Raw genomic sequence first — 23,707 nt, 5'->3', positions numbered from 1 at the left:
GACATTACGCAAAGTAGAGTCATTATTTAACAGACGCTTTTGTTAATACAATTACCAACAAATTGAACTAGAATGATAGTTTACTTTCTATAGCGGAGCGCTTTTAGCTTGTACATTAATAATAATACGATGCCAGAGCTGCCTAATTGGTTGTCTTTATACCTTGATAAACGCCACGGTCATGATGAATTGGCGGATCACAGTGGCTTAAACCCTGAGCATTGGGATACTTTATTTAATCGTTTAGCAAGTTTAACCGCTGAAGATGTAAGTAGTCGTGCCATTGAAATTACGCAACTTTTGCAAAATGGCAATATTAAAAGTGAGAGTAATCAACAGTGGCACTTCGATCCACTGCCTTTTATGTTTTCTCGAGCAGATTGGAATACGTTAGAGCAAGGCATAAAACAGCGAACTTTATTACTTAATAAGATCCAACAAGATGTTTATTCTGAGCAAAAGCTACTTTTGAGTGGGCAAGTATCACCGCAGCAGCTGTACCAAGATAGTCATTACTTACGTGAAGGATTTAGCTTACCAAGTGATGAGCTAAAACTTTTTTTTACAGCGGTTGATGTGTATCGCGCACCATCGGGTGAATTTAAAGTCTTAGCTGATCATTGCCAATGTCCGTTAGGTCTAGGGCTATTGCTTAAAAACCGCATTATAGCTAGGCGCGTTATGGCTGAAGAGTTTGCTGAATGCAACGTGCAACAAATTAAAGAGTTTTTAAATTTGTTTCAAGAAGGCATTAACGAGTTTATTCATTATATGGATGATCCTCGTATTGTTATTTTAACTCAAGGGATCGATGATCCAAATTATAACGAGCATGCGTTTCTATCTACTTACTTTGGCTATACTTTAGTGCAAAGCGCTGATTTAACAGTGCGTAATGGCGAAGTGTGTTTAAAGTCATTACAAGGGTTGGGGAAAATCAATGTGATTTTACGTTGGATCCCAGATCAAAGTATCGATTCACTTGAACAAACACAATACTCGTTACATGGTATTCCAGGCTTATTACAAGCTGTACGTGAGGGCTCAGTAAAAGTATTAAATCCTTTTGGTAGCGGGGTACTCTCATCACCAGCAATACAATGTAATTTAGCCCAGCTATCAGAGCAACTTTTACAACAACCATTATTACTAGATTGCCCTAAGTACCACAGCATTGAAGATGTTAAATCATCGGATTGGTCACAGTTAGTGTTTGGTAGTTATAAAGATCCTAAACTAACACTTGATGGCCATTTAGACGCGGATAAAATTAAACAACTTATAACTAAGCAACCTAGCGATTATTATTTTCAAGATAAACCCGCATTTAGTAGCGCACCATTTTGGGATGACGGTAAGTTAATTGCAAAACCTGTGGTATTTAGGTGTTATGTATTAACCACAGAAAATGGCATCGAAGTGCTGCCATCGGCACTGTGTTTCTCTTATCAAAATAGTGCTAACGCTAAGGGCGCTGGTTGGCTCAAAGATACTTGGATAAATACCAGTAAAGATATTGATTTAACTGAGCAAAGTGTACCAACACCAATTAAAAAAAGAATGGATGTAAGCTTACTTGAAGGGGTTATATCAAGTCGTACTGCAGAACATTTATTTTGGCTCGGTCGTTATTTAGAGCGCTGTGAAAATACCATAAGAATATTACGTATCTTTATTGATCGTTACACTGAGTTGGCTATTTATCCAGATTTAATACGCCGCAGTACTGTTGCTCGTTTGTTGGCTGCTATCAGCGCTCAGCATATTGTTTACCCTTATGTAGAACAGGCCATCAAGCTTGAAGAATTTGATAGCGCAGTGTCTAAGCAAACAGCGTTTGCTTTACTCGCTGATGAGCTACGCGCGGGTAGCATAATAAATACGTTAAATTATTTAGCGAATGCATCAGTACAGATCCAAGAATTATTGTCTCATGATAGTCGTCGTATTATTGATGAAATCAATGAGCAAGTTAAAGTGCTAAAGCATATTAATATCAACATTTCATCACGTGCGATGCAAAGTATTTTAGATAAAGTGATTGGTTTGATCATGGCCTTTAATGGCTCGTTAGTGGATTGTATGCCAAACAGCAATGGCTGGTTTTTACTTGAGATGGGTCGCAGGATTGAGCGCAGCTTACAAATCACCTCATTAACAGGGGCTTTATTAACGCAAGAACTCGAGCAAGCTGAAGAGCTTGGTTTACTCGAAGCTGTTTTGAGTAGTCAAGTTAGCTTAGTGACCCATAAACGTCGCTATAGAATGTATCAAAGTATAGGTACTGGGCTTGAGCTGTTATTACTGGATGCAGAATACCCTCGCTCATTACTTTTTCAGTTAGAGCAAATAAACCAGTTATGCAAGCATTTACCGACTAAACGCAGACAGGGAGTGATAGCAGCACATGAAAAAGCAATTTTACTTTCTAAAACTAGTTGCTACGTCACAGAAAAAGATTACCTGCAAAGGACGGACGCTGGAGTTCGTAGACAGTTAATCGAGTTTAACCATAATATTCGCCTGAACTTAAATACCTTTTGTGATGTATTATTATTGCAGTATTTTTCTCATACACAAACGGCGAATAAATTGAATTGGACTAATATTGAGCAAGCTCAATCGTGAAATATAAAATAAAGCATTCCACAACTTACAGTTATGCCGATTTTGTTAGTTTGTGTCAAAACCAAGCACGGTTAACACCAAAAACAAATCGTGCTCAGATATGCCACAGTAGTCGCATAGATATTGAGCCGCCGGCAAATTATCTACAAGAATTTACGGATTATTTTGATAATAAAGTGACATCGTTTGAAATAGCAACACAGCATAAAAAATTAAAAGTGACTATGACCAGTGAAGTAGAACTTTTATTAAGTGCAAATATTAACCTCGCCGACACTGATATGCCTTGGCAAGAGGCTCGCGATATCGTCGCAAAGCCAAATACATATCAGCTGTTAAAAACATCGGAGTTTATTTTGCCATCTCAATATACTCCTTTTGTACAGGGTATAAAGGAATACGCTTTAACGTCGTTTTTAGATGATATTAGCTTGATTTGTGGCTGTAAAGATCTCATGGCACGGATTTTTCATGAGTTTCAGTATGATCCAGGTTTTACTACGATTAGTACGCCTTTGAGTGTTGTTTTTGCACAAAAAAGGGGCGTTTGCCAAGATTTTGCACATTTTGCGATAGCGTGCTTACGCAGTATTGGTTTAGCGGCACGTTATGTTAGCGGGTATATAGAAACAATGCCTCCCGAGGGCGAAGAAAAGTTAGCAGGTGCAGATGCGACCCATGCATGGTTTTCTGTGTTTGTGCCAAGATTTGGTTGGGTAGATTTTGATCCAACAAACAATGTTATGCCTAATGAGCAGCATATAACACTTGCTGTAGGCCGTGATTTTTCTGATGTCACTCCTTTGAAAGGCGTTGTTTTTGGTGGTGGTACACAATTGCTTGATGTAGCGGTTGATATGATTCGATTGGAGTGATTAAAACAACTCAATATTAATAATGAATAAGGCGGAAGGATGTATGAAAATTGACTGGAAAGCATATCAAACTAATGGCTTTTTTGATGAATTAATAGATGCACAAGGAAATGTTCGAACGCACGGTAAACAGTTAGCGCAGTTTTTTTCTAGCTTATCAAAAGAAGAATTAGTTAAAGCCAGAGCTGTTGCAGATTTAGCCATAAAAGAAATGGGCATTACTTTTACTGTTTATAATGAAGGCAATATGATCGATAGAGCGTGGCCGTTTGACATTATTCCGCGCACTATTGGTAAAAAAGAATGGCAAACTATTGAAGTAGGTTTAAAACAGCGTGTTGAAGCGTTGAATCTGTTTATAAATGATTTATACCATGATCAAAAAATAATAAAAGACGGTATTTTTCCAAAAGGCTTACTCGAAAAATCAGTTAACTTTCGCTCTCAATGTGTTGGAATTACTCCGCCAAATAATATATGGGCGCATATCTGTGGCTCTGATTTAGTGCGCGATGGAAATGGCACTATGTTTGTACTCGAAGATAACTTACGCGTGCCGTCTGGTGTGTCTTACATGCTTGAGAACCGCTCAGTAATGAAACGTGTTTTCCCTGAGCTATTCGAACAAGTGTCGATTTTGCCAGTTGATGACTATCCTTCACAACTGTTTGATATGTTGGCAGCAATGTCACCTCGTCCAGACGATAAGCCTGAGGTAGTGGTGTTAACACCCGGTGTATTTAACTCGGCCTATTTTGAACATTGTTACCTTGCTCAAGAGATGGGCTGTGAATTAGTCGAGGGGCGCGATTTAGTAGTCGAAAAAGACGACTGTGTCTATATGCGCACAATTACAGGCTTGCAACGCGTTGATGTAATTTATCGACGCATCGACGATTTATTCTTAGATCCCGAAGCTTTTTTACCTGAATCACAATTAGGTGTACCCGGTTTAATGCGAGCATGGTCGAAAGGTAATGTAGCGTTAGTCAATGCACCCGGTGCAGGGGTTGCGGATGATAAGGTGGTTTATGCCTATGTACCTGACATCATTAAATATTACTTGGATGAAGAACCCAAGATAGAAAATGTGCCAACCTATAAGTGTTTAGATCCTAAAGAATGTGATTACGTTATTAAAAATATCGATAAACTAGTTGTCAAACCTGCAAACGAGTCGGGTGGCTATGGTTTATTGATTGGTCCTAAATCGACTAAAAAAGAGCAACAAGCAACCATTGCACAAATAAAAGCCGATCCACGTAATTGGGTAGCGCAACCAACCCTTGATTTGTCTACGGTTCCTACCCTTGACGGCACCGAGCCAGAGGGACGTCACGTTGACTTGAGACCGTTTATATTATCGTCAGGTAAAGACACACAGATCACTACTGGTGGCCTTACCCGTGTTGCGATGGTGAAAGGTTCACTAGTGGTAAATTCATCTCAAGGCGGTGGTAGTAAAGATACTTGGATTGTTGACGAAGAGGCTAAATAATATGTTATCAAGAGTAGGTGAAACTTTATATTGGGTAGCTCGTTATGTTGAACGTGCAGAAAATGTTGCACGGTTAATTAATGTCAACAACATGCTGATGTTGGATTTACCTAAAGGCGTATGTACAGGCTGGGAGCCATTAATAGATATTATTGGCGCGCGTCAGGCGTATGAAGATAAACACTCTGATTACACAGAGCAAAAAGCGCTGCGTTATTTACTTGTCGGTAGTGATAATGGCTCGTCTATTTTAAACTCTATTATCTATGCAAGAGAGAGCGCTCGAACAATTCGAGACGTAATGCCTCGCGATGTATGGGAAGAAATTAACTCCCTTTATTACTATGTAAAAGATAATCAAAAAGAAGGGCTTGCTAAGCGTGGCAGATTTGCTTATCTAAAGAAAATCATCGAATCAGCCCATCAAATATTTGGTGCCTTAGATGCGACTATTAACCATGATCATGGTTTTACGTTTATCCGCTTTGGGTCGTTAATAGAACGTGCTGATATGACGTCACGGATATTAGACATTCGTTCAGAAACGTTGATCACCAGCGATGAAGCAAAACCTTATGAAAATATTCAGTGGATCAGCTTATTGCGCTCGCTTAGTGCTTATCAAATGTATCGACAAGAGATGAGCGTACGGGTGCAACGTGCTGATGTATTAGAATTCGTGATGCACAGTGAAGTATTTCCGCGGTCAATTTTGTTTTGCTTAATAGAGCTGAAAACGCTTATTTCACCTTTGCCAAACTCTACGGATATTATTAATTTAATAGATGCAGTGGTAAAACAATTGAAAGCTGAAGATGTAAGAGCGCTTAAAAATGGCCACTTACACAATTATATGGATCAAATCCAAATTGAATTAGCGAGCATTCATAATGCATTAGCCCAAACGTATTTTTTAAAACCGCCAGAATAGGCCTGTTAAGCTATTAATCTCATAATACGCCCAATGTTTAAATTACATTGGGCGTTATTAACTAACGTAAGCTTTTGCTAATTATGAAAACGCGTTGTCTTTTAATTGTGCTTGCATTTGTTCGCGCATTTTAAACTTTTGTAGTTTTCCGGTAACCGTCATAGGGTAACTTTCAACAAATTGAATGTGTTTTGGTATTTTAAAATAAGCTAATTTATCTTTTAAGAAGCTGCGAATTTCTTGCTCTGTTAACACTGCATCATCTTTAGGCTGCACCCAAGCACATACTTCTTCGCCGTACTTGTCGTCACTGATGCCAAAAATAGCAGCATCTTGCACGCCAGGGTAAGTGTAAAGTACTTCTTCAATTTCGCGCGGATAGATATTTTCGCCACCACGAATGATCATATCTTTAATTCTGCCCACTATTGCGACAAAACCTTCCGCATCCATTACACCTAAATCACCAGAGTGTAGCCAGCCTTCTTTATCGATAGTTGCGGCGGTTTTTTCTTCATCATTCCAATAGCAACGCATAATACCCGCACCACGGCTGCATACTTCGCCAGCAAGCCCTATCTTTTGTATATTACCCACTTCGTCAATAATTTTTACTTCTGTATGCGCCAGCGCGCGACCGACGGTCGTAACTTGTTTTTCAATGGATGAGTCAATCTCCGTGGCATTATTGATGGGACTACATTCCGTTTGGCCATAACCGATAACAACTTCATTCATATGCATCAGCGATTGTACTTTACGCATTACTTGCTCAGGACACGTAGAGCCTGCCATGATACCCGTACGTAAACTTGATAAGTCAAAGCGAGCAAAATCTTTTAGTTCCAGTTCAGCAATAAACATCGTAGGTACGCCATGCAGTGCAGTACAGCGTTCTTTTTCAACCACCTCAAGCGTGATTGTTGGATCAAAAGAATCTCCCGGAAATACTGCCGTAGCTCCTTTACTTATACATACTAAATTACCTAATACCATTCCAAAACAGTGATATAACGGCACTGGAATACACAGCTTATCGTCTGCAGTTAAGCGCATTGCATTAGCCATAAGAAAACCATTATTTAAAATGTTTTTATGGGAGAGCGTAGCGCCTTTAGGATTGCCTGTTGTTCCGGAGGTAAACTGAATGTTGATGTCTTGATCTGGTTGCAAAGTTACACCAATGGCGTTGAGTTCAACGCGGTGGGCGGCAGTTGGCATTGCCATAACTTGACTAAAACTAAACATGCCAGCGGCAGGCTCATCACCAATGCGAATAATATTTTTTAAATAGGGGAGGTTTTTTGCGTGCAGTTGTCCAGCTTCTGCAGCGGCAAGTTCAGGCAGTAATTCATTGAGCATGCCTAGGTAATTACTGGCTTTGAAACTCGAAGCCGTTATAAGAGTTGAACACTCGACTGAATTTAGTGCAAATTGTAGTTCGTTTGGACGATACGCTGGGTTAATACAGACCATGAGGGCGCCAATTTTGGCGGTCGCAAATTGGGTTAAGCACCACTCAAGGTTGTTAGGTGACCAGATACCAACACGATCACCTGGTTTTACACCTAAAGCCAGTAACCCCATTGCCAGCTGGTTGATCTGCTGCTGATATTCTTTATAGCTTAAACGAATGTTTTGATGATGCAGCACTATTGCAGGGTGGTCTGGGTTATTGTCGACAATGGAGTCGAAGTAATCACCTATGGTTTTATGGATCAATGCAGGGCTTTGTGCTCCTTGATAGTAGCTATGCTCTAAGCCCGCTGCATCTTTGACTGTTTTATTCGCATCGGTTGCAGTTGTATTATTGTTACTTATTTGCATGTACGGTCTCCGTGTCAATGTTGTGAGAGTCTACTCAGTTAGAAAAACACAGATTGTCGACAAATGAAAGCGCTATACGACCAATGTAGTAATAAAAATGATAAATATTAGGCAATAAAAAACGCTAGCTGTAGCTACAACAAAACATTGCAGCACATACTAGCGTAGTATCTGATTATAAATTGAACTCTAATTGAAAATTAAAGTTCTTCGCTGCGGTAGGTTTTTTTCATTAAATGTACATACGCATTTACAAACGCATTTTCTTGGTACTTTTTAAGCCCCGTTTCAGCGAAATCAATAGGAATAGGATTACGTTTTAATTGCTCTTTGATCTCGGTTGTGCTGAATAAATAAACACTCAGCTCAGGGATCAATTGAATTGCAGTTTCCATTTTGAAACCGTTCGCACTACCGGCAAATTTACCTTTAGGCGCACGTTGACGAATAGCAACTGAGTCAATTTGATAGTCCTGCATAAGTTTCGCAAAATCAAATTGGAATTTACGCATTACTTCAGTGTCATTACCATTACCTAAGGTAAAGCGAGTTTGGCGAATATCTCGTATATCAAATACATCGTTATCTTTTGTTAAAATACACAGTAGTACGTCACTACCGGTAATTTCTACACCGCATGTTCTCATTGTCATTCTCTAAATAACTAATTTGGGCAGCATTATATCAATTAAACGCCTTAAAAACAGTGCATTTTAAAAACCGATTTCAATCCCAATGCCGCTGTGGTCGCTTACGCAGATATCTTCATCAATTTGGTTTGGATTTAAGTGTTTATCAAAGCTTAGATAGTGCAACGATTTTATCCGCGATAATGCACAATCAGTATTAAAGTGTCCTGAGGTCAAAATATAATCAAGCACATTGCCACGACCTTGATAGTAATGTGTTGCTGGTTTTACTTTACCATTTGCCGATTCACTGCTTAATTCAAACGAATCAGTTAATCCTACAATGGGTTGTTCAAGCTCTAAACAGGGCTCGCAACGAGTAGGGTGAAATCCTTGGGTCATGAATGACAGCGCAGGGCTGTCAATATTGTCGTTAAAATCCCCCATTACTAATGTTGCACAGTTTTTTTCACGCTGGGTTTTTAGCGCATCATAATAAACAATCGAAGCTTCCAGTGAGCGTGATATTTGCGATTGCATCATGCCAACGGTTTGTTGTAATAGATTTAATAAGGGATCGTCTTGATTATGAATGTTTAAAATATGCGCCATTGAATGCACCCGTTGTGATTTAAAGTGCACCACATAGCAGGTTAAATCACCAAATTCAGGTACATCAAAACTGCATTTAATAGGTGTGCGATTAAATTTAAATTCATTTTGATTATTTAAGTACTCGAGTAGTTCTGGGCAAGGGGTGAGTTCGTGGCATGCTTGAAAAGGGATTTTCGCGGCAATCGCCACCACAGGGTTAAATAATACCTGTGGATAGAGATGATCACTGCGTGGACTGGCAACAGTAGCAAAATAGTCATAGCCTTGCTCTTTACACAAAATGGCTAATTCTTTGGGGCTAAACACCTCTTGGAAAGCAACAACCGTTGCTTGACTTTGCTGTAGGAAGTCAGTGATAAATTGCTGTTTTTGCCGCCATTGCGTTGCGTTGTAACGTTCATGTAATTGATAAAAAGAATAAGGTGGCGCCGTAAAATTAAGTAAATTTAAAGTGGCAAAACGGATACGATTAGACGTCGTCATTAGGTTATCCAACAGCTGAAATTAAATTAAGTATGAAATGCGAGGGTTATTTGTCAATTTGTCTGGCTAAATACTTGTATTTAGTGGCTCCAAACGCGACAATAACTGCTTGTGTTTGCTAAGACTCAACAAATACATTAACCAAATACGGTTAAAATTAACAATGCTTATTCGTAAAAGCGTTGTCGAGTTATTCATTTTAATTTAATAAATACATGTGATGCATTGTAGGCGTCACCACTGTAGTAAGGACTTATAATGCCAGTTATTACTCTTCCTGACGGCAGTCAGCGTAGTTTTGAAAACCCTGTAAGTACACTTGATGTAGCCAATGATATCGGCCCAGGCTTAGCAAAAGCCACTATCGCTGGTCGTGTTAATGGCACTCGCGTTGATGCCTGTGATTTAATTTCTGACGATTCTCGTCTTGAAATCATCACCGCAAAAGATGATGACGGCTTAGAAATAATTCGTCACTCATGTGCTCACTTGATAGGTCATGCAGTTAAGCAACTGTTTCCTGATGCAAAAATGGCAATTGGTCCAACGATTGATAATGGTTTTTACTATGATATCGATATGGAACATTCATTAAGTCAAGATGACTTAGAAGCTATTGAAAAGCGCATGTTGCAACTTGCTAAAACAAACTACGACGTGGTTAAGAAAACCGTAAGCTGGCAAGAAGCCCGTGATGCATTTGCAGCGCGCGGCGAAATGTACAAAATTCAAATCCTTGACGAAAACATCGCTAAAGATGACCGTCCAGGATTATATCACCACGAAGAATACATCGATATGTGTCGTGGTCCACACGTACCGAACATGCGTTTTTGCCAACATTTCAAAATAATGAAAGTAGCCGGTGCCTACTGGCGTGGCGATTCAGATAATAAAATGTTGCAGCGTATTTATGGCACTGCATGGGGCGATAAAAAGCAACTTAAAGCCTACTTACAACGTTTAGAAGAAGCCGAAAAACGTGATCACCGTCGTATTGGTAAAGCACTTGATTTATGGCATTGGCAAGAAGAAGCGCCAGGCATGGTGTTTTGGCACAACGATGGGTGGAGCATTTACCGTGAACTTGAAGAGTTTGTGCGTGAAAAGTTACGCGAGTACCAGTACGAAGAAGTAAAAGGTCCAATGATGATGGATCGTTCTTTATGGGAAAAATCAGGTCACTGGGAAAAGTATTCAGAAGCAATGTTTACCACTGAATCTGAAAAGCGTGAATACGCAATCAAACCAATGAACTGCCCAGGTCACGTACAGATCTTTAATCAAGGTTTAAAATCGTACCGTGATCTTCCACTGCGTATGGCTGAATTTGGTTGTTGTCATCGTAACGAGCCGTCAGGCGCACTTCATGGTCTAATGCGCGTACGTGGCTTTACTCAGGATGATGCCCATATCTTCTGTACTGAAGAGCAAATCATGGACGAAGTATCAGCGTGTATCCAAATGGTTTACGATACGTACGAAACATTCGGCTTTGAAAAAATTGTGGTGAAGCTGTCAACACGCCCTGAACAGCGTATTGGCGAAGATCATATGTGGGACAAAGCAGAGCTTGCATTAGCTGATGCACTGAAAGCAAATAACATCGAATTTGATTATTTACCGGGTGAAGGTGCTTTCTATGGTCCAAAAATTGAATTTACTTTGTACGATTGCTTAGACAGAGCGTGGCAGTGTGGTACAGTGCAACTAGATTTTGCATTACCGGGGCGTTTAGGGGCAACTTATGTTGCTGAAAACAACGAACGTCGTACACCTGTTATGATACACCGTGCAATATTGGGCTCTATCGAGCGCTTTATCGGTATTCTTACAGAAGAGTACGCGGGTTTATTCCCGACTTGGCTTGCACCAAAGCAAGTAGTGATTATGAATATCACTGATAAACAAGCTGCTTATGTGCAGGAAATTGTACAAAAATTAAATAAACTTGGAATTAGAGCCGCTGCTGACTTGAGAAATGAGAAGATTGGCTTTAAAATCCGTGAACACACATTAAAACGTATCCCATATTTACTTGTTGTTGGTGATAAAGAAGTTGAACAACAAGAAGTAGCTGTACGTACCCGCACAGGTGAAGACTTGGGCAAATTTAATGTTGATGAATTTGTCGCTAAAATTAGCGAAGAAATTAAAAATCGACTATAAAAACTCTGCGTGTAGGGCATACATTTAATTGCTAACTACACGCTTATTATTTGATATTCTTGGAGGAACGTACTATTAGAGGCGGCAAGAAAGGGCAACAAACAGCCCAAAAAAATCGTATTAACGAAGAAATTACAGCTCAAGAAGTTCGCTTAATTGACATTGAAGGCGAGCAAGCTGGAATTCAGTCATTAAAAGACGCGCAAACTATGGCTGATGCCGCTGGTGTTGATCTAGTAGAGATTAGCCCAAATGCTGAGCCGCCTGTTTGTAGAATCATGGACTACGGTAAGTTCATCTTTGAAAAAAGCAAAGAACTAAAAGAGCAGAAGAAGAAGCAAAAGCAAATCCAGATAAAAGAAATCAAATTCCGTCCTGGCACGGATGAAGGTGATTATCAGGTTAAGCTTCGCAACTTACGTAAGTTCTTAGAAGGTGGCGATAAAGCTAAGATTACCATCCGCTTCCGTGGTCGTGAAATGGCCCACCAAGAAATTGGTATAGAATTATTAAACCGTATCAAAGGCGATTTGGAAGAGCTTGCAGTTGTTGAGTCTTTCCCTAATCGTGTTGAAGGTCGCCAAATGGTTATGATGATGGCACCTGTTGCTAAAAAGCAATAAACAAGCTAAGATACGCAGCGAATTTAGCTCAGGTCACCAAGTAATATGCAAATATTCACCTGTGCTAACCGGTAATAAAGTAAAACTGCAGCATTTATGTTGGGTTTTCACCGGAATATGGCAGTAAGTTAGGCCTAAAAGTGGAGCTATAGCAATATATCTCACGCCTGCTTACTAATTTTAAAGCAATACATTTGGAGTTATTGCAATGGCTTATAAGCTAAAAAGTCACAGAGGCGCGGCTAAGCGTTTCAAAAAGACTGCTTCTGGCGGTTTCAAGCGTAAACAAGCGCATCTTCGTCACATTCTGACTAAGAAAACTTCTAAGCGTAAGTTACACCTACGTCCTAAGATGATGGTTCATAAGAACGACCATGGTCTAGTTTCACGTATGTTACCATTCGCTTAATAGGGGTTTTTAGAAATGGCAAGAGTTAAACGCGGCGTTGTCGCACGTGCACGTCACAAAAAAGTTTTAAAACAAGCAAAAGGTTACTACGGAGCACGTTCACGTGTTTACCGCGTAGCTTTCCAGGCTGTTACTAAAGCGGGTCAATACGCTTACCGTGACCGTCGTGCGAAGAAACGTACTTTCCGTCAATTATGGATTGCACGTATCAATGCTGCTTCACGTCAAAATGGTCTGTCTTACAGCCGTTTTATCAATGGTCTTAAAAAGACATCTGTAGAAATCGATCGTAAGATCCTTGCAGATATCGCTGTTTATGACCAAGTTGCATTCGCAGCGCTTGTTGCAAAAGCTAAAGAAGGCCTAGCGGCAGCTTAAGCTTTTAAAATAAGTATTAAAAAGGAGCCTATGGCTCCTTTTTTTGTGGCTAAAATAAAGTTTTCACCAACAGTTATTTGCGGTAAGGCTCGTGAAAAGCGAGATAGTCGGTAGTGATCCCAACCGCGCTAACGCTATATAATAATTACAAATAAATGAGGTAATTAACTATTTTGAATTGGCAATCCTTAGTTGATAACCGCCAACGCTTTTTCTGGGTATTACAGATTGCGGGTTGGATCGGTTATGCACTTGTTAACTACATTGGCTCAAAAGTCTTTGAGATGCGCGATATTTATGTATTTGTGATCGTACTCAATGCTTACGCCGGGTGTTTAATGACTGTGCCATTGCGCTATATGTATCGCAAAGCCTGGAATGCATCTCCTTGGGTTTTAATGTTAGTAGTGTTCGGCGCTTCGTACATTACAGGCACTTTATGGGCGGTAATACAGAAATTTAATTTATGGGAGATTTATCGCCATGGTTATCGTCCTACAGAATGGTTTTACTATCTGCAACAAGGCTTAGATTCGGTTTATATTATTCTTTGTTGGAGTGGTTTGTACTTTGGCATTAAATATTATCAACTACTGCAAAGTGAGCGCCAAAAAGCCCTTAAAGCAACAACGATGGCGCATGAAGCACAACTGAAAATGCTACGTTATCAATTAAATCCTCATTTTTTGTTTAATACTCTTAATGCTATATCTACGTTGATTTTGGTAAAAGAGAATAAAGATGCTAATTTAATGGTGTCAAAGTTGAGCGACTTTTTACGTTATACACTCAATACCGATCCGATAAAAAAAGTCCCACTTGAACAAGAGTTGCATGCACTGATGCTTTATCTTGAAATAGAGCGAGTACGCTTTGATGAACGGTTGCAAGTGAATGTGCAAATCAGTGATGAAGCAAAAAATGCATTAGTGCCGAGTTTAATATTGCAACCGATCATCGAAAATGCGATTAAATATGCAATAGCTCATCTTAGCGAAGGGGGAGTAATTGATATTAAAGCACAAGTTTTTGCTAATGAACTATTATTGGAAGTAGGCGATAATGGCCCCGGTACTGAATTACTTAATGGGCAATTAGTTAATTCACAAGGGGTAGGGGTGGCAAATACGAAAGACCGCCTGAAAACTTTGTATGAAAATAACTATTCGTTTGTGTTATCACATAATACGCCAAGTGGATTGAAAGTGAATCTGCGCGTTCCGTTTGAGAAGGCTGTGAAGAAATGAGCAAGATTAAGACCCTGATTGTCGATGATGAACCATTAGCCCGTAGAGGGTTAGCGGTAAGATTAGAGGAGTTTGATGATATCGAAGTCATTAAGTTATGTAACTCTGGTCAAGAGGCTATCGATGCATGCCAAGCAGGGAAAATAGATTTAGTTTTTTTAGATATTCAAATGCCTGGAATGAATGGGTTTGAGGTTGCCAGAGCACTCAGTGAAAGTGTCAGAGCGTTACCTGCTATTGTATTCGTAACCGCATTTGATCAGTTCGCAGTCAAAGCATTTGAGATCCATGCTTTAGATTACATCCTTAAACCAGTCGACGACAACAGACTAAAACAGGCGGTAGAAAAAGTGCATACCTACTTGAAGACGCAACAAGACAACGCCCATAAAAAGAAATTGGCGAGTTTTGTAGCTGGAATTACTGGTAATAATTGTGAAGAGATTTTGAAAAAACTGGCAACTGGCGATACATTAACAGATCGCCGTTACCCAGAATCTTTAGCGGTGAAAGAGCAGGGTGAAATAATCCGTGTACCTGTAGCGACAATTCAATGGGTTGATGCCGCTGGTGACTATATGTGTTTACATTGCCAAGATGGTCAAACGCATATTTTACGAAAAACTATGAAAGAACTAGAACAGGAACTTGATCCTCAGCTATTTGTACGTGTACACCGCAGTGCGATTGTAAATACTAAACAAATTAGCAAGCTTGTAACTCAGGTAAGTGGTGAGTATTTATTAGTGCTTGAGAACGGCCAAGAATTAAAAGTAAGCCGTAGTTATCGCGATAAAGTAAAAGCTGCGTTAGCAAGTTAACTTAGAAACGGGCTCAATAGCTGTTATATAACGAAGTAAATTAAACCATGTGTTTTAAATAAAAAAACGCGAGCCTTGGCTCGCGTTTTTTTATAACTGCGTTAATTAAGCAACAGTAACAATTTTCATAGTATTGGTTGCACCAATCGTTTCCATAGCATCACCATGAGTGATGATCACAGTATCGCCAGATTGTAATGAACCCGCATTCACAAGTGTGTTAAGGGCATCTTTTACCATGTTATCTTTTTCACATTGTGTTGAGTCAAAGAATACCGGGTAAACACCACGATATAATGCTGTTTGACCAAGCGTACTGGCATGACGAGACAATGAATAAATAGGTAAGCCAGAGCTGATACGTGACATCAATTTTGCTGTGCTACCTGATTCAGTTAAAGTAATAATCGCTTTTACTGAATCTAAATGGTTTGCCGCATACATAGCTGACAATGCAATTGATTCTGCATTAGAAGAGAAACGACTATCTAAGCGATGTTTAGAAACGTGAGTTTCTTTTTGTGATTCTGCCCCTAAACAAACGCGCGCCATGGTTGCCACGGTTTCTTCTGGGTAATCGCCTGCCGCTGTTTCAGCTGAAAGCATTACCGCATCAGTGCCATCAAGGACTGCGTTGGCAACATCCATAACTTCTGCACGGGTAGGCATTGGGTTATCGATCATTGATTCCATCATTTGTGTTGCTGTGATCACAGTACGGTTAAGTGAGCGAGCACGACGGATAATGAGTTTTTGTTTACCCATTAAGGCAGCATCACCAATTTCAACACCTAAGTCACCACGAGCAACCATCACCGCATCTGAAGCAAGGATAATATCATCAACTGCTTCTACCGTTTCAACGGCTTCAGCACGCTCAATTTTAGCTAAAAGCTGTGCTTTAGAGCCTGCAGCTTCAGCTAGTGAACGCACATAACGCATATCATCGCCACTGCGTGGGAACGATACTGCGATATAATCAACATCAATTTCTGCTGCAGTTAATAAATCTTCTTTATCTTTATCAGTGAAGGCTGGAGCAGTTAAACCACCACCTAAGCGGTTGATGCCTTTATTGTTAGATAACACGCCACCAACAGTTACTGTGGTATGCACTAAATGACCTTCAACATTTACTACTGTTAATTGAATTAAACCATCGTTTAAAAGTAGTAAGTCACCAGGGGCAACATCTTGTGGTAATTCTTTATAATCAATACCTATGGCGTTGATATCGCCTAGGCCTTTTTCCATTTTTGCATCAAGAATAAATTTTGCACCAACAGGTAGCGTTACTTTGCCATCTTTAAATGTCGATACACGAATTTTTGGGCCTTGTAGATCGGCTAAAATAGCAATGTGCTTGCCTAGTTTTTTGGCAATGTCACGCACTGCTTGGGCACGGTCTTTGTGATCTTGTGCAATGCCGTGTGAGAAATTCAAACGCACTACGTTTGCACCAGCACGGATTATTTTTTCTAAGTTGTTATCTCGATCGGTTGCAGGTCCAAGGGTCGCGACTATTTTTGTGCGTCTAAGCATCAAATTCTCCTGTAGGCTTACAATGTTGTAAGCAGGTTGACGGTTTTTCGTTATTTATAGGTGTTAGTTTAACTGACACGCATAATACAGTTTTTACTGACAGCAAATAGCGCGTTGACATCAAGGTAACGTGTAAAGCTGTCATTATTTTATACAAAAAAATTATGACCACATTATGACACCGGTGTCAGGTCTCGTCAATGCTCGACTCAGAAATCCATATCAGGAAAATTTATCGCCCCGAGGCAACGGTTGTTTGATATAATCACTGTATCTTGCGTGTTTGTCTTGCGCAAAGCGTTGTATCTGTTGTCTAGGCTCGCAATTTTAAGTGGCTTGGGTATATAATGCGCGCGGTATTATTTCATTTACTAACCAATAGTTGTTACCGAGGAGGACACTAAATGCAAGTTGCATTAGTAGGGTTAGGCGTTATGGGTAAAAATCTTGCTCTCAACTTGATTGAACAAGGGATGACGCTAGTAGCTTATGATAAAAACCCAGACGCGGGCGAAGAGCTATTAAGCTGTGCTAAATTACAAGGCATGGCAGATCGTCTGCACATTGTGTCTGATTTAGGTGATATGGTAAAACGGTTAACGCCGCCTCGCTCAATTTTGTTATTAGTGCCAGCGGGTGAGTTAGTCGATAAAGTTTGCAGCGATTTAGTTGATGCAGGCGTTGATTGTGACGATATTATCGTCGATTGTGGCAATAGTAATTATAAAGACGGTATTACTCGTAAACTAAAATATCAAAATAAATTTGAATTTGCCACTATGGGGATTTCTGGCGGTGCTGAAGGCGCGCGTCATGGTCCTGCGATGATGGCAAGTGGTTCAGAAGGCGGCTGGGAACGCGTTGAGCCATGGTTTGAAAAAGTAGCAGCAAGCTACAAAGGTGAATCGTGTTTTGCCCGTGTTGGTCAATCAGCCAGTGGTCACTTTGTAAAAATGGTGCACAATGGAATTGAATATGCGTTAATGCAACTAATCGCAGAAATGTATCAATTATTACGCTTAGGCACTAACCGCACTCCACATGAAGTTGCAGAGATTTTTAATCAATGGTCTGAAGGCACACTCAATAGCTATTTATTATCTATCTCAAGTCATATTTTATCGTTAGAAACCGATGCGGGTGAAGCGTTGGTTGATTTGATTGATAATAAAGTTGGCGCGAAAGGCACGGGTTTGTGGACGGCACAAAATGCATTAGAACTGGGTATCGCCGTTCCTTCATTGGTTGCAGCTGTGCAAGCGCGTCACTTAACCAATACTGGTGACACACATGCAGCGAAAGAAATGACGTATGCAGCTAAATCAACTTCACAGGTTGAATTAGATTTAGATGAACTTAAAGATGCCTTCTTGTTTGCAAGTTTACTGGCTTATCGTCAAGGCCTTGCGCTGATCAAAGGTGCATCACGTGCACATCAATGGAAAGTCGATTTATCTAAAACACTGCAAACATGGCGTGCTGGTTGTATTATCCGTGCTGATTACTTAGATAACATCGCTGAAGGTGTTGAGTTTATCGACACTTTAGAAAAAGAGTCATTAGCGCTGCGTAAAATAACAGGTCAAGCAATGATGACTGGATTAGCATTTCCGGTACTTAGCTCAACGCAAACGTATTTTGCGACGTTGACGACACCAAGCAATGGTCATCTAGTACAAGCACAGCGAGATTATTTTGGTGAGCATGGCATTAAAACTCATAGTGGTGAGGTATGTCATTTAACTGATTTAGTAGAGATTGACGCGAAAGTACGTTAATTAGGCCAATAAGTTAAAATGAAAGGCACGCTAATTAGCGTGCCTTTTTAGTTTAAAAAAATAGTTTTTATTATAAAGCGCTCAGCTTATCTGCTTAACTCACCACGTAAGTTGTCTTGCATTAAATGGCGAATAGTTTCAATTTCAAGCTTTTGGCTAAATAAGTAGTGTAATTTAGTTAAGCATGCCTCTAAGGTCATATCGTAACCGCTGATCACACCAATGTTAAGTAATGCGTTACCAGTTGCATAGCCGCCCATATTTACATGCCCTTTTAAACACTGGGTTAAATTGATGATAACCATACCGCGCTTACTTGCGCTGGAGAGGATCTCTAAAAAGTCTGGATCTTGTGGTGCATTGCCCACACCAAAGCTCAATAATACGAGGGCTTTGATATTGTCGTTTACCAGACTTTTAACTACAGCATGACTGATCCCTGGATACAAGTATAAAACACCAATAGGTTGCGGCGTGATGTTGGTGACTTGTAGCTCATTTTCAACATACGGGCTCAACTGGCCTTTTAATAATTGAATATTAATACCTGAGAGAGCCAGTGGGTCTAAGTTAGGGGATGCAAAGGCATCAAAGCCATCGGCATGTGCTTTAGTTGCACGATTGCCGCGAAATAATTGATTATTGAAAAATAGACTAACCTCAGCAATCGGATAATTAGCCGCTAAATACATCGCATTAAGTAAATTTACTTGGCCATCAGAGCGCAATTGCGACAGTGGAATTTGCGAGCCTGTCACTATCACTGGCTTTGTTAAGTTTTCAAACATAAAGGACAAAGCAGATGCGGTATACGCCATGGTATCTGTACCATGAAGCACGACAAAGCCATCATAATCTTGGTATTTACTTTTAATATCATCAGCAATTAGTTGCCAATGAGCAGGGGACATGTCTGATGAGTCAATCAGCGGGCAATACTCGTGGATATCGAATAAGGGCATTTCATCACGATTAAATTCGGCATTGTTTTCTACGGTTTGTGTTAAAAAACCTTCAGCGGGAATATAGCCTCGACTCGATTTTTTCATCCCAATCGTACCGCCAGTATATGCGATATAAATACGTTTACGTTTCATAAAAAAAGCCCAGTAAAAAAACTGGGCTTAGTATAACGGTTAGTTGCTGCGATTACAGCCTATACACTATTTATTGCGAAATATTACACACTAAGCAGCGGGCATAAATGCCTTGCGGATCGTTGTAATCTTTTAGACCTTCAACCTCAGTTGTTAATTGCTTAACTAAACCATTGATAGATGCTTGGTTTGAGAGTGCGTTTTGTAGCGTACTTTGTGAGCCAATTAGCGATCTAATCGATGCATTTCCAAAAATATCCTGCATTAATTTCTCTTCCGCCGATAGACTCTGCTTAATGGTTTTAACTTCATAAAAATCAAGCTTAGCCAGTTCAGCTGCCGCTTTGATAGCGTCTTGCTTATTGCCTAATTTGTCAACTAAGCCAAGCTCTTGCGCTTGGCTTGCAATCCAAACACGGCCTTGTGCAATAGAGTCAACTTGCTCAGGGGTCATATTTCGTGCTTCACCAACAACCTCTAAGAAGCGTTGATAAGCATCTTCTACACTTAGTTGAATAACCTGTGCCATTTTTTCATTAAGCGGGCGAGCGATTGATAGACCAGCCATTTCAGTTGTGGCAACGCCATCGGAATAAACACCTAATTTAGCCATGGTGTTTTCAAAGGTCATAAAGTTACCAAATACACCAATTGAGCCGGTAATTGTGCTCGGCGCTGCCCAAATTTCGTTGGCAGCAGAGGCAATCCAGTAGCCGCCAGAAGCTGCTACTGAGCTCATTGAAGCAACCACTGGTTTACCAGCTGCTTTAAGAGCAAGCACTTCAGCACGAATAACTTCAGAGGCAAACATACTGCCACCGCCAGAATCAATACGCAGTACAACCGCTTTTACTTTATCATCTAAGCGTGCTTTACGTAGTAAAGCCGCTGTAGAGTCACCACCAATTTCACCGGCTTTACGTTCGCCGTCAGAGATAGTACCGCGTGCAACCACAACGGCGACTTTTTCTGTCATTGGGTTATCAAACTCAATCGGCGATTTAACTAATGAGAGATATTCTTTAAACGATACTTGGTTAAAGGTTTTGCCTGTTTCTTCAGTGCCTACTAAGGCAATTAATTGTTGACGCACTTGTTGATTGGTTTTTAAAGAATCAACCCATTGATGTTCAAGAGCATATTTACCTGAATCGCCATTAACTGCTTGCATTTTTGCCAGAAACACGTCCATTGTTTCATCAAAGTTTGCTTCATCAAATGGGCGCACAGCGGCAACGTCTTGTTTGTATTCTTTCCACAATGCACCTAGCCATACATTATTAGCTTCTTTTGCTGCATCTGACATATCGTTACGAATAAACGGTTCAACAGCCGATTTAAATGTACCAACACGGAAAATATGCTGAGTGATACCGAGTTTTTCAAGCGCATCTTTAAAATATAACGGGTACATGCCAAAGCCTTGGATCTCTACACCACCATAAGGGTGCATAGATATTTCATCAGCGTGCGCAGCAATGTAATATTGTGCTTGTGAGTAATAATAACCAGAGGCAATTACTTTTTTGCCGCTCGCTTTAAACCGCTCTAACGCTAGAGTGATTTGTTTTAATTTATTTAAATGCGCGCTAGGCATTTTTTGTAAATCCAGCAAGATCACACTAATGCGTTTATCTTCAGTGGCTTGATCAATTACATTGATAATATCATCAAGTAAAATTTCAGCGGGCTCATCGTTGCTCTGTGTTGCGTCATTGATGGCAGATTCAATTGGATCAACGTAAACTTTTTCCTCTACGATTGGACCATTGAGGTTTAACCTGAGCACAGATGTGTCAGCAACATTAATTTCATTGTCATCACTTATGATTGAAACAATGAAAAGAATGACAAGTAACACAAATAAAAAATTGAGGACTAAACGACGAGAAAAGTTAATTCCTGCCCACAGTCCTTTAAATAGCTTTGCAATCAAAATAAATCCTTAGTCTGGTACAACTTATATCTGTCACCATCTTAGCTCAGAATAAAAATTAATTTAACTGTTAAATCGTAACTAAGTATTTATGAGCGAGGTTTTAACCGTGAGAATGTGAACATATTAACTAATTTATCGCTTTTGTTGCTTATTGCTTGCCAATCGAGCAAAATTGGCTAATGTATAGAGGTTAGACCAGTTCATTGGGGCAGAGGATGTTAGAACAACAATTACAATTGAAACACACACAGCTACGTAACCGTTTGGTAATGGGCTCAATGCACACGGGGCTTGAAGAGGGATGGCATAACCGAAAACGACTGCGTGCTTTTTATGAAGCGCGCGCTAAAGGTGGTACTGCGATGCTCATTACGGGGGGCTACAGTCCTAATTTGCGTGGCAAATTAACCCCAATCTCATCGTCTTTTAATAGCTATTATGATGTGTTTAAGCACCGTGCATACACTGATGTTGTCCATCAACACGGCGGTAAGATTTGCTTACAATTATTACATGCTGGACGTTATGCGTATCATCCATTTAATCAAGCACCAAGTGCAATTAAAGCACCTATTAACCCATATCAACCCAAAGCAATGTCGCTCAGTGCAATAAAAAAAACCATCAAAGACTTTGCTCATTCCGCCTATTTAGCACAAAAGGCAGGCTACGATGGCGTTGAAGTGATGGGCTCAGAAGGTTATTTGATTAATGAGTTTATGGCACCGCATACCAATAAACGCTCAGATGAATACGGTGGAAGTTTAGAAAACCGTATGCGTTTAGCGTTAGAGATAGTCAAAGCTGTACGTGCCAAAGTAAATAAAGAATTTTTAATTATCTTTCGATTATCGGTGATGGATTTAATTCCGAATGGGTCAACACCTGAAGAGGTTACTATCCAGGCCAAAGCATTAGAGCAGGCTGGAGTTGATATTTTAAATACCGGCATAGGCTGGCATGAAGCACGAGTACCTACTATTGCGAGTATGGTGCCAGCAGGTGCATTTAAAGAAGCTTCAAAACGTTTAAAAGAAGTGGTATCGGTTCCTGTCATTGCTGTAAATCGTATTAATACTCCTGAGATTGCCAATGAAATTTTAACTGCAGGGGATGCCGATCTGATTTCGATGGCACGACCACTATTAGCCGATCCAGAGTTTTTTAATAAATATCAAGCACAACAAAGTAAACACATTAATATTTGTATCGGCTGTAATCAGGGCTGTTTAGATCATGTATTTAAAGGTAAACGAGCAACATGCTTAGTGAATCCTCAAGCGGGGTTTGAGCTAGATTATCCTCTTGAGCTGACCAACAAGGCTAAAAATGTGTTGGTTGTAGGTGCTGGGCCTGCGGGCTTATCTGCCAGTTGTTACTTAGCGCAAAAAGGTCATACGGTAACGCTGATTGATAAAAATACAGATATGGGCGGCCAATTTAATTTAGCGATGCGAATTCCTGGTAAAGAAGATTTCAATCATACCTTGCGTTATTTTATTAATGAACTTGAACGTCTAAAGGTCACGGTAACACTCAATACTCCTTTTACCGATAAAATGCTTGAGCAATACGATGACGTGGTGTTTGCAACGGGGGTGCGCCCGCGTGAGGCAAACTTTACCTGCGCGGATAATAAACGTGTTTTTTCATACGATGAAGTTATTCGTGGTGAAGTTGAATTAGGGCAATCGATTGCAATTTTAGGTGCCGGCGGGATTGGCTTTGATATGGTTGCTTTTTTAAGTGAACATAAAGATCAAAGTATTGCTGATTTTAAATCGCAGTGGGGAATTGAATGTCAGCCAAGTCCAGATAAAGATAATCGTCAATTGTTTATGCTAAAACGCAGCGCCGGGCGTTTTGGCAGTGAGCTTGGTAAAACAACGGGCTGGATACATCGTCAAGTTGCAAAGCAACATGGTGTAAAACAGATCGCTGATTGTCAGTATCATCATTTTGATCAGCAAGGTCTAAAGATTACTGTGGCAGGAGAGGAGCAGGTGCTACCTGTTGATACAGTGATCGCTTGTATCGGGCAAGTCTCTAATAACGAATTAATGTCGGGGTTAATCGGTAATCCTAAAGTACATGTAATTGGCGGGGCCAAATTAGCATCTGCAATTGATGCAAAACGAGCTATTTATGAAGCGCTTCAGGTCGCGCGTAAAATTTAACTGAAATAAACTTTTAATCGTAGCGGTCTTTGTTTAATACA

General features: G+C 40.1%; 18 protein-coding genes. 12 read left to right on the top strand and 6 right to left on the bottom strand.

Features of this window, described 5'->3' with window-relative positions:
• Positions 1 to 108 precede the first annotated feature (108 nt).
• Genes H5162_RS03110 through H5162_RS03095 form a run of 4 tightly spaced genes read left to right on the top strand, consistent with a single transcriptional unit; the run spans position 109 to position 5,932 of the window.
• Positions 109 to 2,628: a circularly permuted type 2 ATP-grasp protein gene (locus tag H5162_RS03110; protein WP_182777618.1), complete on the top strand. Its 2,520-nt coding sequence runs from the start codon at positions 109 to 111 to the stop codon at positions 2,626 to 2,628.
• Complete coding sequence (locus H5162_RS03105; RefSeq protein ID WP_182777616.1) at positions 2,625 to 3,503, top strand: transglutaminase family protein; 879 nt, start codon at positions 2,625 to 2,627, stop codon at positions 3,501 to 3,503. Before H5162_RS03110 ends, H5162_RS03105 begins: the two co-directional genes overlap by 4 nt.
• Before the next feature lie 43 nt (positions 3,504 to 3,546).
• Positions 3,547 to 5,001, top strand: coding sequence for a circularly permuted type 2 ATP-grasp protein (locus H5162_RS03100; protein ID WP_182777613.1), 1,455 nt, complete (start codon positions 3,547 to 3,549; stop codon positions 4,999 to 5,001).
• Between the two features lies 1 nt (position 5,002).
• Complete coding sequence (locus H5162_RS03095; RefSeq protein ID WP_182777611.1) at positions 5,003 to 5,932, top strand: alpha-E domain-containing protein; 930 nt, start codon at positions 5,003 to 5,005, stop codon at positions 5,930 to 5,932.
• Positions 5,933 to 6,013: 81 nt separating this feature from the next.
• On the opposite strand, the gene H5162_RS03090 is transcribed toward H5162_RS03095, so the two are convergent.
• From H5162_RS03090 to H5162_RS03080, 3 genes are all read right to left on the bottom strand, one after another.
• Complete coding sequence (locus H5162_RS03090; protein ID WP_182777609.1) at positions 6,014 to 7,759, bottom strand: AMP-binding protein; 1,746 nt, start codon at positions 7,757 to 7,759, stop codon at positions 6,014 to 6,016.
• A gap of 200 nt (positions 7,760 to 7,959) precedes the next feature.
• A complete protein-coding gene (locus H5162_RS03085; protein ID WP_145233170.1) occupies positions 7,960 to 8,406 on the bottom strand; it encodes a DUF3010 family protein in 447 nt (148 codons plus the stop codon).
• Between the two features lie 66 nt (positions 8,407 to 8,472).
• On the bottom strand, positions 8,473 to 9,486 hold the full coding sequence (locus H5162_RS03080; protein WP_182734231.1) for an endonuclease/exonuclease/phosphatase family protein: 1,014 nt from the start codon (positions 9,484 to 9,486) through the stop codon (positions 8,473 to 8,475).
• A 258-nt stretch (positions 9,487 to 9,744) separates the two neighbouring features.
• On the opposite strand from H5162_RS03080, the gene thrS reads away from it, so the two are divergent.
• From thrS to H5162_RS03050, 6 genes are all read left to right on the top strand, one after another.
• Complete coding sequence (gene thrS / locus H5162_RS03075; protein WP_145233174.1) at positions 9,745 to 11,655, top strand: threonine--tRNA ligase; 1,911 nt, start codon at positions 9,745 to 9,747, stop codon at positions 11,653 to 11,655.
• 59 nt (positions 11,656 to 11,714) lie between these two features.
• Positions 11,715 to 12,278: a translation initiation factor IF-3 gene (gene infC, locus H5162_RS03070; protein WP_145233176.1), complete on the top strand. Its 564-nt coding sequence runs from the start codon at positions 11,715 to 11,717 to the stop codon at positions 12,276 to 12,278.
• A 208-nt stretch (positions 12,279 to 12,486) separates the two neighbouring features.
• Positions 12,487 to 12,687, top strand: a complete 201-nt coding sequence (rpmI, locus tag H5162_RS03065; RefSeq protein WP_004587840.1) for a 50S ribosomal protein L35 — start codon at positions 12,487 to 12,489, stop codon at positions 12,685 to 12,687.
• Positions 12,688 to 12,702: 15 nt separating this feature from the next.
• Complete coding sequence (gene rplT / locus H5162_RS03060; RefSeq protein WP_008110477.1) at positions 12,703 to 13,065, top strand: 50S ribosomal protein L20; 363 nt, start codon at positions 12,703 to 12,705, stop codon at positions 13,063 to 13,065.
• 173 nt (positions 13,066 to 13,238) lie between these two features.
• A complete protein-coding gene (locus H5162_RS03055; protein ID WP_145233178.1) occupies positions 13,239 to 14,312 on the top strand; it encodes a sensor histidine kinase in 1,074 nt (357 codons plus the stop codon).
• On the top strand, positions 14,309 to 15,133 hold the full coding sequence (locus H5162_RS03050) for a LytTR family DNA-binding domain-containing protein (RefSeq protein WP_145233180.1): 825 nt from the start codon (positions 14,309 to 14,311) through the stop codon (positions 15,131 to 15,133). The genes H5162_RS03055 and H5162_RS03050 overlap by 4 nt, the downstream gene beginning before the upstream one ends.
• A gap of 105 nt (positions 15,134 to 15,238) precedes the next feature.
• Here the strand turns inward: H5162_RS03050 and pyk are convergent, their stop codons facing one another.
• Positions 15,239 to 16,675: a pyruvate kinase gene (gene pyk / locus H5162_RS03045; RefSeq protein WP_182777607.1), complete on the bottom strand. Its 1,437-nt coding sequence runs from the start codon at positions 16,673 to 16,675 to the stop codon at positions 15,239 to 15,241.
• A gap of 404 nt (positions 16,676 to 17,079) precedes the next feature.
• Here pyk and gndA point away from each other — a divergent pair, with 404 nt between their 5' ends.
• The gene (gene gndA, locus H5162_RS03040) at positions 17,080 to 18,453 is read left to right on the top strand and encodes an NADP-dependent phosphogluconate dehydrogenase (protein ID WP_145233185.1); all 1,374 of its coding nucleotides are present in this window, start codon (positions 17,080 to 17,082) and stop codon (positions 18,451 to 18,453) included.
• Positions 18,454 to 18,539: 86 nt separating this feature from the next.
• Here gndA and ansA read toward each other — a convergent pair whose 3' ends face one another.
• Together ansA and sppA are read right to left on the bottom strand one after the other, a co-directional pair.
• Positions 18,540 to 19,550: an asparaginase gene (gene ansA, locus H5162_RS03035; RefSeq protein WP_182730605.1), complete on the bottom strand. Its 1,011-nt coding sequence runs from the start codon at positions 19,548 to 19,550 to the stop codon at positions 18,540 to 18,542.
• Positions 19,551 to 19,620: 70 nt separating this feature from the next.
• Positions 19,621 to 21,486, bottom strand: a complete 1,866-nt coding sequence (gene sppA / locus H5162_RS03030) for a signal peptide peptidase SppA (RefSeq protein ID WP_182759323.1) — start codon at positions 21,484 to 21,486, stop codon at positions 19,621 to 19,623.
• A 218-nt stretch (positions 21,487 to 21,704) separates the two neighbouring features.
• Between sppA and H5162_RS03025 the strand changes: the two genes are divergently transcribed.
• A complete protein-coding gene (locus tag H5162_RS03025) occupies positions 21,705 to 23,666 on the top strand; it encodes an FAD-dependent oxidoreductase (protein ID WP_182759322.1) in 1,962 nt (653 codons plus the stop codon).
• Positions 23,667 to 23,707: the final 41 nt, after the last annotated feature.

Source organism: Pseudoalteromonas sp. SR41-8 (assembly GCF_014163915.1).
Lineage (GTDB): Bacteria > Pseudomonadota > Gammaproteobacteria > Enterobacterales > Alteromonadaceae > Pseudoalteromonas > Pseudoalteromonas rhizosphaerae.
This window is presented reverse-complemented; position numbering and strand designations above follow the sequence as displayed.

Bases quoted from the DNA above. Each gene is read 5' to 3' on its own strand.
- H5162_RS03100 (WP_182777613.1), top strand. From the start codon at position 3,547: ATGAAAATTGACTGGAAAGCATATCAAACTAATGGCTTTTTTGATGAA.
- H5162_RS03095 (WP_182777611.1), top strand. From the start codon at position 5,003: ATGTTATCAAGAGTAGGTGAAACTTTATATTGGGTAGCTCGTTATGTT.
- H5162_RS03090 (WP_182777609.1), bottom strand. From the start codon at position 7,759: ATGCAAATAAGTAACAATAATACAACTGCAACCGATGCGAATAAAACA.
- H5162_RS03085 (WP_145233170.1), bottom strand. From the start codon at position 8,406: ATGAGAACATGCGGTGTAGAAATTACCGGTAGTGACGTACTACTGTGT.
- H5162_RS03080 (WP_182734231.1), bottom strand. From the start codon at position 9,486: ATGACGACGTCTAATCGTATCCGTTTTGCCACTTTAAATTTACTTAAT.
- thrS (WP_145233174.1), top strand. From the start codon at position 9,745: ATGCCAGTTATTACTCTTCCTGACGGCAGTCAGCGTAGTTTTGAAAAC.
- rpmI (WP_004587840.1), top strand. From the start codon at position 12,487: ATGGCTTATAAGCTAAAAAGTCACAGAGGCGCGGCTAAGCGTTTCAAA.
- rplT (WP_008110477.1), top strand. From the start codon at position 12,703: ATGGCAAGAGTTAAACGCGGCGTTGTCGCACGTGCACGTCACAAAAAA.
- H5162_RS03050 (WP_145233180.1), top strand. From the start codon at position 14,309: ATGAGCAAGATTAAGACCCTGATTGTCGATGATGAACCATTAGCCCGT.
- pyk (WP_182777607.1), bottom strand. From the start codon at position 16,675: ATGCTTAGACGCACAAAAATAGTCGCGACCCTTGGACCTGCAACCGAT.
- gndA (WP_145233185.1), top strand. From the start codon at position 17,080: ATGCAAGTTGCATTAGTAGGGTTAGGCGTTATGGGTAAAAATCTTGCT.
- ansA (WP_182730605.1), bottom strand. From the start codon at position 19,550: ATGAAACGTAAACGTATTTATATCGCATATACTGGCGGTACGATTGGG.
- H5162_RS03025 (WP_182759322.1), top strand. From the start codon at position 21,705: ATGTTAGAACAACAATTACAATTGAAACACACACAGCTACGTAACCGT.